This window comes from Pseudomonas sp. Teo4 (assembly GCF_034387475.1).
In the GTDB taxonomy this organism is placed as follows: domain Bacteria; phylum Pseudomonadota; class Gammaproteobacteria; order Pseudomonadales; family Pseudomonadaceae; genus Aquipseudomonas.
On the sequence record NZ_JAXCIL010000001.1, the window covers coordinates 2,262,511 to 2,276,176 of the forward strand.

Genomic DNA, 13,666 nt, shown 5'->3' on the forward strand with positions numbered 1-13,666 from the left:
CCATAGGCATAACTGGCCCGAAACAAACGTAGGAGCGAGCCTTGCTCGCGATGCGCCGCGCGGGCGGCGCTCGATCTGCCAAGCACCGAAAATGGTGTGAAAAACCCAATAAAAAGCCCGGACATTGTCCGGGCTTTTCGTATCGTCAATCTCTCAAGGCTGCAGCATGTCCAGCGCCACACGACCGCCACAGGGACACTCGTCCATCAGGCGATGGGCTTCGACCACCTCACTGAACGGATACACCTTGATGTTCAGTGGCGTGACCAATTGATCGGCGGTGAACTGGTTGATATCACGCAGCGCACGCTGCAGGGCAACCTGGTCCTGGCTGATGCCCAGCTCGGGCTTGCCAGTGAAGTTGCCAATGCAATGTACATAGAACTGGATGTTTTTCCGGAATGCTGCGCACGCCGGGAAAGGCGTCTGGTTACCGCCCTGCAGGCCATACAGCACCAAGCTGCCACGCGGTGCCAGGACATCGCCGAGCAGCGACATCTGCGGCCCACCCATGCCATCGAGCACCATGTCCACTCCGCGCCCGTCGGTGTACTTGCCAACCTGCATGACCAGGTCCTGCTCTTCAGTGACGATCACCTTGTCGGCACCCAGCCCCAGCAGGTATTCGCGCTGCTCAGGTTCCTTGGTGGCGGCGAACACCTTCAGCCCAAGCGCCTTGCCCAGCTGAACGAACGCAGGCCCGGCACAATGGCTGGCATCGGTGACCAGCGCGGTTTGCCCAGCCTTGGCCCTGGCCAGGTCGACATAGGCGAAGTAGGCGATCAGCAATGGCGTGTAGTGCACGCTGGCCTGAATAGGCGTGAGGATGTCAGGGTAACGGGTGATGGCCGTGCGCGGCAGGACGATCACATCGCCATACACCGGATGGTCGTTGGCGCTGGTGGCCGGGAAGCTGGCCACACGGTCGCCCACAACGATGTCATCGACGCCCTCGCCGACCGCAGTCACAACACCGGCCATTTCGTGGCCGATCCCGGCTGGCAGGCGCGCCTGGGACGGTGCAAGGTTCTGCCGCCAGAGCACGTCATACCAACTCACGCCGATCGCCTCGACGCGGATCTGCACCTCGCCAACGGCAGGGGACGGTTCGGCCTGCTCTTCGCAACGGAGCACATCGGCCGCGCCGAACTTGTGGAAACGGATCATGCGGGACATCGCATACCTCGCCTGTGTGAACCTCGTATTACCACGGACTTTATCCGGGCTTTTGCCGTTAGACCATCAGTGGCTATTAATAGTCGACATGCCTGTCATTGATTGGGCACCCCACATTCTTGTGCATTGGCCCCCGGAAATCGGTGCAGGGTAACAGCCTTTGGCCTTAAGATTCACCCCTGCCCCACTTTAGGTGAAGCGCACCGATGAATCGAAACGACCTGCGTCGCGTAGACCTCAACCTGCTGATCGTGTTCGAAACGCTGATGCACGAGCGCAGCGTGACCCGTGCCGCCGAGAAGCTGTTTCTTGGCCAGCCGGCGATCAGCGCCGCCCTGTCGCGCCTGCGCAACCTGTTCGACGACCCGCTGTTCGTACGCACCGGCCGCAGCATGGAGCCGTCGGCGCGCGCCCACGAAATCTTCGCCCTGCTCTCGCCGGCGCTGGATTCGATTTCCACGGCGGTCAGCCGCGCCGCCGAATTCGACCCGGCCACCAGCAACTCGGTGTTTCGCATCGGCCTGTCCGACGATGCCGAGTTCGCCCTGTTGCCGCAATTGCTCAAGCGCATCCGCGCCGAAGCCCCCGGCATCGTCCTGGTGGTACGACGGGTCAATTACCTGCTGATGCCGACGCTGCTGGCCTCGGGGGAAATATCGGTGGGCGTGAGTTACACCAACGAACTGCCCGCCAACGCCAAACGCAAGGTACTGCGTCGCAGCAAACCCAAGTTGCTGCGCGCCGACAGCGTGCCCGGCAGCATCACCTTGGACGATTTCTGCGCACGCCCCCACGCGCTGGTGTCGTTTGCGGGCGACCTATCCGGGTTCATCGACGAAGCCTTGGAAGAAATTGGCCGTAAACGCCATGTGGTCCTGGCCGTGCCGCAGTTCAACGGGCTGGGGAGCTTGCTGGCAGGGACCGATATCGTTGCGACGGTGCCGGACTACACCGCCGATGCCTTGACTGCGGCAGGCGGGCTGCGGGCCGAAGACCTGCCGATGGACGTGCGTAGCTTTGAACTGCACATGGCTTGGCGTGGGGCGCAGGACAATGACCCGGCGGAGCGATGGTTGAGGTCTCGGATTCAGATGTTCTTTGGGGATCCGGATAGCCTTTGAGTGAATGCCGTTCAAAAACCACAAGCATCCTATAAAAAGTTACTTATAGTTGATACATAGTCCTAAACCCCTGGTTTCCCAAAGGTTGCCTGCCTGATCATGATGCTTGTACATCGTCCGGCCGGACGCTCTGGAATCTGGCAACCCATTTCACGAGCACTCGCCCGGTGCAGTAGACAAGCAGCAGCCCACCACAGAGACTCATCGTCCAGATGCCGCCGATGCTTGCCGCCAGCAGACCCGCCATTGCCCCCCCTATCGCATCGAAACCGAAACGTGTCGAGGTGTAGATCGACACTACCCGCCCACGCAGTATTTCTGGCGCCTGGTTTTGCAGCAGGATATTTGTGCCGACATTGTTGATCGTTACCCCATAGCCCAGTACGGCCATTGCAACCAGCGACAGCGGCAGGTAGTCACTGACCGCGAAAACCATCAAAGCGACAGCGCTAACCGTGGCGCCTTGCATGATCATGCGCTGGAGTTGCTCCACGGTTTGCCGGGCGATCAAGAGCGTCGAGACCAGCGAACCTAAACCTGCGGCGCCCCAGAGCCAGCCAAGCGTTCGGGCATCCCCCGAAAAAACATCGCGGGCGAATACCGGTAGCAGTACCGCGTAGCTTGAAGCACTGACATTCACCACCAGCACTCCGAACATCAGGCTGCGTACCGAGGGCGTCTTGAAGGTATAGGCCAGCCCCTGGCGGAAGAGGCTGCTCATGCTGCCACGGGCACGTTCGCCAGCGCTCAGACGAACGAACAGCAGGCCGACAATCAGGGCAAGGTACGAGATTGCATTCAAGGCAAAGCATGCGGCTTCACCGACAAGGCCAATCAACAACCCGGCCAGCGGGGGGCCGACAAAGCGTGAGCAGGTAAAAAGCGTGGCATTCAACGCCAGGGCATTGGGTAGGTCTTCGGCGTTGTCGACAAACCGACTCAGCAACGATTGGCGTAGCGGTGTATCCGCAGCGTTCAGCACACCCAGCGTGAATGCCAGGATCACTATCAGATTGGCACTGATATCGCCGCTGTAAGTGAGCAACGCAAGCACACTGGCCTGAACGCCCAACAGCGCCTGGGTGAGCAATAACAGCTTGCGTTTGTCATGTCGGTCCATCCATGCGCCAGCGAACGGCCCAACCAGCAATTGCGGCAGCAAGCTGGCGCAGGTTGTAGCACCGAGCAACGCAGTGGAATCGGTCAGGCGATAGATCAACCACGACAGTGCCACCATCTGTATCCATGTGCCCAACGTGGAGACGGCATGTCCGATAAAGTAGAGACGGAAGTTAGGGTGGCGCAACGCCCGAAGATAGTGCGGCCAGCGAGACGAAGCGGGCATTCGAGGAGAACTCATGAAAATAATCCGCCAGCGATAATAAAGTTAACATGTTAAACATAGTATGCCCTTGGGGGCCTTCTTCCAAGGTGTTGATACCGCTGCGATGCCGTCATCACTCTGGCAGCCACAGTCATGCCTCTTGTCACGCTGGCACAAGATCGTCACCACTTGTCTCTCTATGCTCGACGCTTTGGCGGCCTGCCAGCCGCATCCAATCTGCCGCCTGGAGTTCACATGAGCGACATCACTCTGCTGCCTGCTGTAACCGCATTTCTAGCCCGAGAGCATGGCGTGTTCATCGATGGCCAGACCACCGCCAGCCAGTCCTCTGCAAAAATTGCCGTGGTCAACCCAGCCAACGGTCAGACCATCGCCCAGATCGCCGACGCCAACCAGGCCGATGTCGACTTCGCCGTCAGCTCATCGCGCCAAGGCTTCAGCGTCTGGTCGCGAACCAGCCCCGCCGCTCGCGCCGCCGTGCTGTTCAAGCTGGCCGACCTGCTGGAGGCCAACCGTGAAGAACTGGCGCAACTGGAAACCCTGCAATCGGGCAAGCTGATCGGCATCTCACGTGCGTTCGAGGTCGAGCAGGCCGCGCACTTCCTGCGCTACTACGCCGGCTGGGCGACCAAGATCACGGGGCAGACCATTACCCCTTCCCTGCCTTCGTTCGCTGGTGAACGCTACAGCGCATTCACCCTGCGCGAGCCGATCGGTGTCGTGGTGGGGATCGTGCCGTGGAACTTCGCCACCATGATCGCCATCTGGAAACTGGCCTCGGCCTTGACCACTGGCTGCAGCATCATCCTCAAGCCCAGCGAATTCACCCCGTTGACACTGCTGCGCATCGCCGAACTGGCCAGCGAGGCCGGCCTGCCACCTGGCGCACTGAACGTGCTCACCGGTGCGGGCCTGGTGGGCAAGGCACTGGTCGAACACCCCGGCACCGACAAAGTGTCGTTCACCGGCTCGGTGCCCACCGGCATTGCCGTCGGCCAGGCGGCCATGGGCGCCAAGCTGACTCGCGCCACCCTGGAGCTGGGCGGCAAGAACTCGGTGGCGTTTCTTCCGGATGTGGCAATAGACAAGGCAGTCGATGGCATCATCGAGGCGGGCTTCCTGCATTCCGGGCAGATCTGCGCGGCAGGCGAGCGTTTCTTCGTGCACCGCTCGCGCATCGACCCACTGCTCGATGCGCTGACGCAGCGCCTGGGCCAGCTGAAGATCGGCTCGCCGCTGGACGAGACTACCCAGTTCGGCCCTGTGGCCAACAAACCCCACCAGCAGAAACTGGCCGAGCTGTTCGCCACCGCTCGCGCCGAGGGCAGCCAGATCGTCCACGGCGGACACATTGGCGACGGTCCAGGGTGCTTCGTCGAACCCACGGTGATACTGGCCAACTCGGCCAGCGATACCCTGCTGAACCAGGAAACCTTCGGGCCGGTGGCTACATTCCTGCCCTATGACAATGAAGATGAACTGCTGCACTTGATGAACGCCACACCCTACGGCCTGAGCGCCAGCCTGTGGACCAACGACCTGGGCAAGGCCATGCGCCTGGTACCGGAAATCCAGGCCGGTACCCTGTGGGTCAACATGCACACCTTGCTGGACCCTGCGGTGCCCTTCGGTGGCATCAAGGCTTCCGGGATCGGCCGGGAGTTCGGCTCGGCGTTCATCGATGACTTCACCGAGCTCAAGTCTGTGATGATTCGCTACTGATTTCGCCTACTACCGAGCGCTGGTTAGCCCAGCGCTATGCACGCGTCACATCTCTACCTGTGTACCCAGTTCAATCACCCGGTTGACCGGCAACTTGAAGTACTTGAGGTTGCTGTTCGCATTTTTCAGCAAGAACGCAAACAGGTGCTCACGCCAGCGCGCCATGCCAATACGCTGGGTAGCGATGACCGTTTCGCGGCTAAGGAAGTAGGTTGTGCGCATCGGGCTGAAATCCAGGCCTTGCTGGTTGCAGTGGCTTAGCGCCAGAGGAACGTCCGGCTCCTCCATGAAGCCGAAATGCAGACTGACCCGGTAGAACCCTCCCTCGAATGCCTCGACCCGAATCCGCTGCGCCGCATCGACCCGGGGCTCGTCCTCGGCCAGCACAGTCAACAACACGACCTGTTCATGCAGCACTTGGTTGTGCAGCAGATTGTGCAACAGCGCGTGGGGCACAGCATCGGTACGGGCCGTCAGGAACACGGCCGTGCCGTTCACCCGATGGGGCGGTTGCGACTGCACGCTGGCAATGAACAGGTCCAGCGGCAAGGCAGTCTCGTCCAGGCGGTCGAACAGAATCACCCGCCCACGCTTCCAGGTGGTCATCAGCACGAACAGGCCCAAGCCAGCGATCACCGGGAAGGCACCGCCCTGCAAAATCTTCGGTGCGTTGGCGGCGAAGTACAGGCTGTCGACCACCAGAAAGCCCAGCAGCATGGGTATCGCGAGCCAGCGCGGGGTCTTCCACAACAGCAGCACCACCGCCGAGGCCAGCAACGTGGTGATCAACATGGTACCGGTCACGGCAACGCCATAGGCTGCAGCCAGCGCGCTGGACGACTCGAAACCGACCACCAGCAGCACCACGCCTACCATCAATGCCCAGTTGACCATGCCGATGTAGATCTGCCCCTGCTCCTCGCTGGAGGTGTGCTGGATGAACATGCGCGGCACATAGCCCAGCTGGATGGCCTGGCGGGTCAGCGAGAAGGCACCGGAAATCACCGCCTGCGAGGCAATGATGGTCGCCAGGGTGGCCAGCGCGACCATCGGCAGCAACGCCCACTCGGGGGCCAGCAGGTAGAACGGGTTGCGCACCGCCGCCGGGTTGTTGAGGATCAATGCGCCCTGGCCGAAATAGTTCAGTACCAGGCCCGGCAGCACCAGCATGAACCAGGCACGGGAAATCGGCTTGCGACCGAAATGCCCCATGTCGGCATAGAGCGCTTCGGCACCGGTCAAGGCCAGTACAACCGCGCCCAGAATGGCGACTCCCACACCTGGATGGGCGACGAAGAAGTGCACCGCCCAAACCGGGCTCACCGCTTGCAGCACCTCCGGCCGCTGGGCAATGCCGTAGATGCCCAGTGCCCCCAGCACCACGAACCACACCACCATGACCGGCCCGAACAGGATGCCGATACGTGCTGTGCCGTGCTTCTGGATCACGAACAGCCCCACCAGTACCACCACCGAGATCGGCACGACCCAGTGATCGATGCCGTCGATGCCCAGTTGCAGGCCTTCGACCGCCGACAACACGGAAATCGCCGGTGTGATCATGCTGTCACCGTAGAACAGTGCTGCACCGAACAGCCCCAGCAATACCAGCACCTTGCTCAGCCGCGGATAAGGCCGCGCCGCCCGTCTGGCCAGCGCCGTCAGGGCCATGATGCCACCCTCGCCCTGGTTGCTGGCGCGCAGGATGAACAGCACGTACTTGACCGAAACCACCCAGATCAACGACCAGAACACCAGCGAGAGGATGCCCAACACTCCCTCGATGTTGGCCTGCACGCCAAAATGGCCGTTGAACACTTCTTTGAGGGTGTACAGCGGGCTGGTGCCGATGTCGCCATAGACCACGCCAACGGCAGCGACCAGCAGGCCGATGCCAGAGCTCTTGCCGGCGTGGGATTGATTTTCAACAGTTGCGGTCTGGCTCACAGATCACGTCTCGTCAGCATTGCGTAAACACTGGGTGCAGGAAGGGATTGGGAAGGCTAGGAAAACGGCGCCAGTATCGGCCCATGCCTTGGCGCAGGGTATAAAGAATGCGTAAAAAAACACGCTCCGCTGCCGCTCATCGCTCACGCAGCAGTACGGCGGCTCTGACCCGCTGCCTACCGAAGCAGCGCATGGGCGCAAACGAGCCGCCAGCTGCAGCCCAGTCCCCTCTCGTCATGAAATGAAAATTCGCTGACGCGCGATGAGAAGTGGCCGCAGCCACTGCTGCCTTAGAGTCGACGCACAACAAAACCGCGCCGCAATGACGAGGGCAGCCATGAGCAGATCCACCCCAACGAGCGAAACCGCAAAGCCTACCCAACGCCCCCCTGCATCCAATCGAAAGCGCCGCGCACGCAAGCAGGTCGATCATGCGGACATCGCTCAGCACCAGGAGCTGATCGGCACAGCTGCCACCCCGCCCCTGACGGGCAACCCTCTGGTCAGCGTGCGCCCGGCCGACCTCGCCAGCTGGGCCGGCTGCCTGCTCAAGGCCGTGGGTAAGTCGCCGCTCAAGGCCGGCGCTCATGTGGGTGGCTACCTGAAAACGCTGCGCGGCATCGCCAGTGGCAACTGCAGCATCACGCCAGACCCGAAGGACAAGCGCTTTACCGACCCGGCCTGGCAATCCAACGCCTTCCTGCGCGCACTGTTGCAGAGCTACCTGGCCGGCCAGGGTGAGCTGACCCGCTTCATCGAGTCCAGCAACCTGGCCCCGCTGGAAAAGAGCCGAGCCCGGTTCGTGGCGGCGCTCCTGGCCGATGCCTTGGCACCGAGCAACTCACCGCTGAGCAATCCGCAGGCGCTGCGCAAACTGGTGGACACCGGCGGCATGAGCCTGGCCAGGGGCATGCGCCAGTTCGGCCACGACATGCTCAACAACCGCGGCCTGCCGAGGCAGGTCGACAGCACGCCGTTCACGGTTGGGGAGAACATCGCCACTGCCAAGGGCGAAGTGGTGTTTCGCAACGAAATGTTCGAGCTGCTGCAGTTCGCGCCCACCACCGAGCATGTCTTCACCCGGCCCTTGGTGATGTCGCCGCCACAAATCAACAAGTACTACGCCATCGACTTGTCGCCAGAGAAAAGCCTGATCAAGTGGATTCAGGACAGCGGCGTCAGCCTATTCGTCATCAGTTGGCGCAACCCCACCCGCGAGCATCGCGACTGGGGCTTGTCCGATTACGCGCTGTGCCTGGACCTGGCGGTAGACGTGGCGCGCAGGATAACGGGCAGCCCGGATGTGAACATGTGGGGCTCCTGCTCGGGCGGCATCACCCTGGCGGCCTACCTGGGCTGGCTGGCGGCCCGTGGCGAAGGCCACAAGGTGGCCAATACCAGCTGGGCGGTGTGCGTGCTCGACATGCCCTCGGCGCTGGACGACACCACCCTGGGGCTGTTCACTACCCCGTCCGCCCTGCGCGCGGCCAAGGCCAGTTCCCGGCGCAAAGGCGTGCTGAGCGGCCAGGGCATGGCCCGCATGTTCGCCTGGATGCGACCAAACGACCTGATCTGGAGCTACTGGGTCAACAATTACCTGCTGGGCAACAAGCCGCCGGCTTTCGACATCCTGGCCTGGAACAACGACACCACGCGGCTTCCCGCCCAACTGCACGCCGACTACCTCGACCTGATCCAGCAAAACCCCTACAGCAACCCGGGCACCCTGGAGATTGCCGGCGAGTCGATCGACATGTCCCAGGTGAAAGTGGGCGCCTATGTGGTTGGCGGTACCACCGACCACATCACGCCCTGGCAAGGCTGCTACGGCACCGCCCGGCTGTTTGGCGAAGACACGACCTATGTGCTGTCCAATGCAGGCCATTTGCAAAGCCTGGTGAACCCGCCGGGCAACCCCAAGTCGTTCTATTACGCGGCGCCTGCCGACGCCGAGATGCCGGAAACCTGGCTGCAGAGCGCCGGGGAACGCCAGCAAGGCAGTTGGTGGCCGCACTGGCGCGAGTGGATCGGGCAGCGCTCGAGCGAAAGCCTGGCGGCGCCGAAGAAGCTCGGCTCGCGCAAGTACCCGCCCCTGTGCCCCGCACCCGGCACCTATGTCATGGAACGCTGAGGCAACTGTCACGCTGGGGTGATGACTGCCTTGGGAGGGACCGGGCGACAGAGGCCTAATCAAGCACTGCCGGATCGCGCCGGATCTCCTCCCGTGCCATGGCTTCCCAGAGGAACGGGAAGCCGTTGGCGTCGGTACGTTCCCCGGTCGCTCGCGCGACACTGGCGGGTAGCGGCAAACCGCCGCCAAGCGTCTCGACACGCCAGGCCAGGCGACTGCGCCACTCCAGCGTTATGGCACGCAGGTGCGCCTGGCGGATGCCATTGGCCACGATCAGGACGCCATGGTTGGCCAGCAATGCCCATTTTTGCGTACCCAGTGCTTCCACGGCCGCGCGCCCCAACTCAATGTCTTCGACCGTGCCCCGATACTCGTCATACAGCACCGGGTCAGTATCGACCAAGGCCGACGTCTGGTCGTATATCGGCGGAATACGCCCAACGGCAGACCACACCGACCCCCACTGCGGGTGATTGTGGATCACCACGCCAACATCATGCCGTGCCGCGTGCACATCAATGTGCAGGTTGATGGCCGGGGTGATGTTCCAGTCACCCTCGATCACCTTGCCGTGACGATCGAGGCGCACGATATCCGAGGCGGTCACCTCACCCCAGGTGAGCTCCCACGGGTTGGCCAGGTAAGTGCCGTCATCCTGGCGAACGGTGATGTGGCCGGCGATATGGTCGTTATAGCCCTCACGAGACAAAACGCGGCACAGCAACGCCACGCGCTGGCGCGCTGTCAACTCGGGCAGCAGTGCGAAGCGACCTGGCCTGGGAATGAAGCGGGCCAGCAAGTCATGGTTCAGTTCATCCTTCAACATGGCGATTTCCTCTTGAGCGAACCTTCGGTGAGTCAGGCACGGGAAGCCCCGCGCGCGAATACCGAGGTGCGATGCATGCGGCGCTGGTGCGGTTGGTAGTCCAGGATCGCGTTGTGAAGCACACTGCGGTTATCCCAGAGCAGCATGTCACCGACACGCCAGCGATGGCGGAAGCCGAAGTGCACATGCTGGCAATGGGCATGGAGATAGCTGAGGATCGCATCGCTTTCGGGGCCGGCCAGGCCGTCGATGTGGGTGGTGTAAGTCGGGCTCAGGTACAACGCCTTGCGACCGGAGACCGGATGCTCGATGACCAGCGGATGCAGGTGCCTGCGGTTCATCTCGATGACCTCGACATAGCGCCCATGCGTGACCACGTTCTGGCGCAGCGCCGCCGTCATCGGTGCGTTCATGTCGTGCCAGGCGCCAAGGCCTTCAAGGTAGAGTTTCATGCGCGCGGACAACCGGTCGTACGCAGTGGTCATGCTGATCCAGCAGGTATCGCCGCCACACGGCGGCAATATCTGCGCGTGTGTCATGGTGACGATCGGCGGGCTGGGCAGAAAGCTCTCGTCGTGGTGCCACATATCGGCCCGGTCGCCTTGGCGGGAGTCGATCACGGTGATTTGTTCGAAGCCATTGCCCAGGTTCGGATAGAAGGTGTGAACTTCAGGCTCGCCGAAATACCGTGCAATCGCCAGGTGTTGCTCGGGCCGTAACCCAGGGACTGACATTACGATGGCTTCATGCTTGACCAATGCCGCCTCAAGTTCCGCCAGCGTTTCTGGCAATACCAATGAGGCGGGATCAAGGTCGAGCACTTCGGCGCCCAGACTTGGACCAAGGGGCCGAACGGTGAACGTTGACGACATGGGCAATCTCCCGGTGGGCTGAATATCCGATCTTGTAGAGCGCAGTACTGCGCTTTCTGTTGTTGTCTGATCGACGAAAACAATCATACTCACGTCGCCAAGGCGCAGATATTCGCATTCCCGGAGTGCTTGAACTCCTTGGCAAGCAATTGATTCAACTAATAAATATTCAAACCAAAGCGCCATAACAAGAACAGCACTCGGATTTTCATGAGCAAAAAAGGCAGTGAACCGAAGATATGCCCAAGCGTTACGCGAGAGCCGCTTCCGGCGTTACGCAAGCGCCCGACTCAATCACGCTCTCGCGCACTGGTAGACGCCGTGGAGCAAGCGTGCCTGCGGATTCTGGATGAAACCGGCGAAGCTTCGCTGACCGTGGCCCGCATCGCGGAAATATCAGGCGTCGCCGTCGGTTCGATCTACCAGTATTTCCCCAACAAGGACTCGATCATTGCCTTGTTGTACGAGCGTATTCTCGATGAAGAATCCGAGGAGTTACTGCGGGTGCGCGAAAGGCTGGTTGGCGTGCCATTGAAAACGGCGCTGCGCGATATTCTGGCCAACATCGTTCGTGTTGAAACGCGACTGTTCAAATTGAACAAAGCTTTTCACCTGCGGTACCACTCAGCCCTTCACCTGGGTATGTGGCGCGGCCCGTACCAAACGGCAGGTGAGTTCATCGAAGCGACCTGGCTGCCGCTGCTGCACCTGTATGAACACGAAATCACCACCGAGCACCCCGCCCTGGCGGCCTATTTGCTCGGGCAGGGGTTGCGCAGTGTGATCCGCTCGGTGTTGGAGGACATGCCAGCGCAGCTGGAACATCCTGCCTTGCTCGACAGCCTGGTCTCGATGGCTGTCGGCTGCCTGCGTCCTTCGACATCCGACTGACAGATCGCCCTTGCCCTTCACCAACGCAGCAAACGCGGCCCCAGCGCCGCCCCCACCACGGTCGGCACCAGCATCCCCAGCACGTACCAGAGACCCCAGAACGGCACTTCCATTTCCGGGCAATGCAGGCAATAGGCCAAGGTCGCCGTGGCGCCCGCAAGCAGGCCGCCCGCGGCGCCGGCCTGGCGCAGACGGGTCGGTGCCAGGCCGCGCACAGCCCAGAACACCGCGATGAAGGTGGGTACCGAAAGCAAGGTGATATTCAACGGGCAAGTGCGCCAGGTGCGCCCCAGGATCAAGTCGGCGCGGGCTTCCACCGGGGCGCCAAGCAGGCTGGCTGCCGCGCCCAGCCAGACCAGCAGCAACGGCAGCCCCAGCAAGCCCCACAATGCCCCGCCCTTCACCCCCGGTCTGGCCAGCCGCTGGGTCAGCCACAGCCCCAGCAGCGCCAGGCTGCCGGGCAACGCCAGCTTGGCCCAGAACAGCGGAGTGTGCGCCACCAGTGCCAGGTCGCTGCGCACGCCGAAAATGGCCACGGTCATCAGCACCGCAGCCAGCGCGCCGCCGAGCAACGCCAGCACCAGGCGCCGGGCCAGCGCATGACGGTCCACCGGTCCTTCCCCGGCCGCCAGCAGGGCAATCAAGTCATCGGTCTTCATCGTCGCCCTTGCCTCCAATCAGTTTGGCCAATGCCTTCAGGCCTCGGTGGATGCCGACTTTGACCGCCGAACTGGAAAGCCCGGTCATGCGCGCAGTCTCTTCCACCGACAACCCTTCGAGTTTGACATGGACGATGGGCAGCCGCTGACGCGCCGGCAGTTGCGCCAGCAGCTTGCCCAGGTCCCGCGTGGCCTGGGCCGCCTCTTCTTCGCCGGCGGCGAACAGGTCGCTGTCATCATCCAGCCCCTCGTGCAGCGCACCGTGGCGGGCATAACTGCGATAGTGGTCCGCCAGTTTGTAGCGCGCAATGGCCTGCACCCAGGCGGTCAGCGGTTGCTGCGCCTGGTAGGTGTGGCGGGCGTTGTGCACCGCCAGCAGCACCTCTTGCAGCAAGTCTTCGACTTCAGCGGGGCGCTGCGCCAGGCGCCGCAGCAGAAAGCCGCGCACATGCACCGCCAACGCCGCCAGGAACGTCCGGTAAGCCACCGCATCGCCCGCCAACCCTTGCAGCAGCAACGCCTGCAACTGGGCCTCGCGCGCGCTGAGTGCCTGCTGAGAAGTAGTTCGTAGCATCGGCCACCCGGGTTACACCCACCGTGGGAATTTTTTCAAACGACGCTTGCCGCCTTCATACGTTAGGCGACCGGCACGCCTGCGGAAAAATTTTATTGGGTTTGTCACACCATTTTCGGTGCTTGGCAGATCGAGCGCCGCCCACGCGGCGCATCGCGAGCAAGGCTCGCTCCTACGTTTGTTTCGGGCCAGTTATGCCTGTGGGATTTGCGCGCGAACGCCTTGGCGCATGGCTTGATATCGAGTCGTACACACAAGGCGGTCGCGCGCGCCTGTCACAGGCGTTATTGGCCGTAAACAAACGTAGGAGCGAGCCTTGCTCGCGATGCGCCGCGCGGGCGGCGCTCGATATACGCACCACCTCCGAACCCAAGACAGGCATTTCGAAGCCCCCTACCAAGA

At 62.1% G+C, this 13,666-nt stretch carries 11 protein-coding genes; 4 read left to right on the plus strand and 7 right to left on the minus strand.

Going from position 1 to position 13,666, the window contains the following annotated elements; genetic code table 11:
• Window positions 1–153: 153 nt before the first annotated feature.
• On the minus strand, window positions 154–1,176 hold the full coding sequence (locus PspTeo4_RS10245; RefSeq protein WP_322363611.1) for a zinc-dependent alcohol dehydrogenase family protein: 1,023 nt from the start codon (window positions 1,174–1,176) through the stop codon (window positions 154–156).
• A gap of 206 nt (window positions 1,177–1,382) precedes the next feature.
• On the opposite strand from PspTeo4_RS10245, the gene PspTeo4_RS10250 reads away from it, so the two are divergent.
• Window positions 1,383–2,297: a LysR family transcriptional regulator gene (locus PspTeo4_RS10250; protein WP_322363612.1), complete on the plus strand. Its 915-nt coding sequence runs from the start codon at window positions 1,383–1,385 to the stop codon at window positions 2,295–2,297.
• Between the two features lie 97 nt (window positions 2,298–2,394).
• On the opposite strand, the gene PspTeo4_RS10255 is transcribed toward PspTeo4_RS10250, so the two are convergent.
• Window positions 2,395–3,657, minus strand: coding sequence for an MFS transporter (locus tag PspTeo4_RS10255; RefSeq protein ID WP_416196915.1), 1,263 nt, complete (start codon window positions 3,655–3,657; stop codon window positions 2,395–2,397).
• Between the two features lie 219 nt (window positions 3,658–3,876).
• On the opposite strand from PspTeo4_RS10255, the gene PspTeo4_RS10260 reads away from it, so the two are divergent.
• Window positions 3,877–5,364: an aldehyde dehydrogenase family protein gene (locus PspTeo4_RS10260; protein WP_322363613.1), complete on the plus strand. Its 1,488-nt coding sequence runs from the start codon at window positions 3,877–3,879 to the stop codon at window positions 5,362–5,364.
• 45 nt (window positions 5,365–5,409) lie between these two features.
• Here the strand turns inward: PspTeo4_RS10260 and PspTeo4_RS10265 are convergent, their stop codons facing one another.
• On the minus strand, window positions 5,410–7,311 hold the full coding sequence (locus tag PspTeo4_RS10265; RefSeq protein WP_322363614.1) for a potassium transporter Kup: 1,902 nt from the start codon (window positions 7,309–7,311) through the stop codon (window positions 5,410–5,412).
• 337 nt (window positions 7,312–7,648) lie between these two features.
• Between PspTeo4_RS10265 and PspTeo4_RS10270 the strand changes: the two genes are divergently transcribed.
• Complete coding sequence (locus tag PspTeo4_RS10270) at window positions 7,649–9,442, plus strand: alpha/beta fold hydrolase (protein ID WP_322363615.1); 1,794 nt, start codon at window positions 7,649–7,651, stop codon at window positions 9,440–9,442.
• Window positions 9,443–9,497: 55 nt separating this feature from the next.
• On the opposite strand, the gene PspTeo4_RS10275 is transcribed toward PspTeo4_RS10270, so the two are convergent.
• A complete protein-coding gene (locus PspTeo4_RS10275; protein WP_322363616.1) occupies window positions 9,498–10,268 on the minus strand; it encodes a class II aldolase/adducin family protein in 771 nt (256 codons plus the stop codon).
• A 32-nt stretch (window positions 10,269–10,300) separates the two neighbouring features.
• Window positions 10,301–11,140 (minus strand): TauD/TfdA dioxygenase family protein, encoded by an 840-nt coding sequence (locus tag PspTeo4_RS10280; RefSeq protein WP_322363617.1) that lies wholly within the window; start codon window positions 11,138–11,140, stop codon window positions 10,301–10,303.
• Between the two features lie 321 nt (window positions 11,141–11,461).
• Here PspTeo4_RS10280 and PspTeo4_RS10285 point away from each other — a divergent pair, with 321 nt between their 5' ends.
• Window positions 11,462–12,031, plus strand: a complete 570-nt coding sequence (locus tag PspTeo4_RS10285) for a TetR/AcrR family transcriptional regulator (RefSeq protein WP_322363619.1) — start codon at window positions 11,462–11,464, stop codon at window positions 12,029–12,031.
• Window positions 12,032–12,048: 17 nt separating this feature from the next.
• On the opposite strand, the gene PspTeo4_RS10290 is transcribed toward PspTeo4_RS10285, so the two are convergent.
• Window positions 12,049–12,690, minus strand: coding sequence for a DUF1109 domain-containing protein (locus PspTeo4_RS10290; RefSeq protein ID WP_322363620.1), 642 nt, complete (start codon window positions 12,688–12,690; stop codon window positions 12,049–12,051).
• Window positions 12,677–13,264 carry a sigma-70 family RNA polymerase sigma factor gene (locus tag PspTeo4_RS10295; RefSeq protein WP_322363622.1) on the minus strand — a complete coding sequence of 196 codons (588 nt, stop codon included), beginning with the start codon at window positions 13,262–13,264 and terminating at the stop codon, window positions 12,677–12,679. The genes PspTeo4_RS10290 and PspTeo4_RS10295 overlap by 14 nt, the downstream gene beginning before the upstream one ends.
• Between the last annotated feature and the right edge of the window lie 402 nt (window positions 13,265–13,666).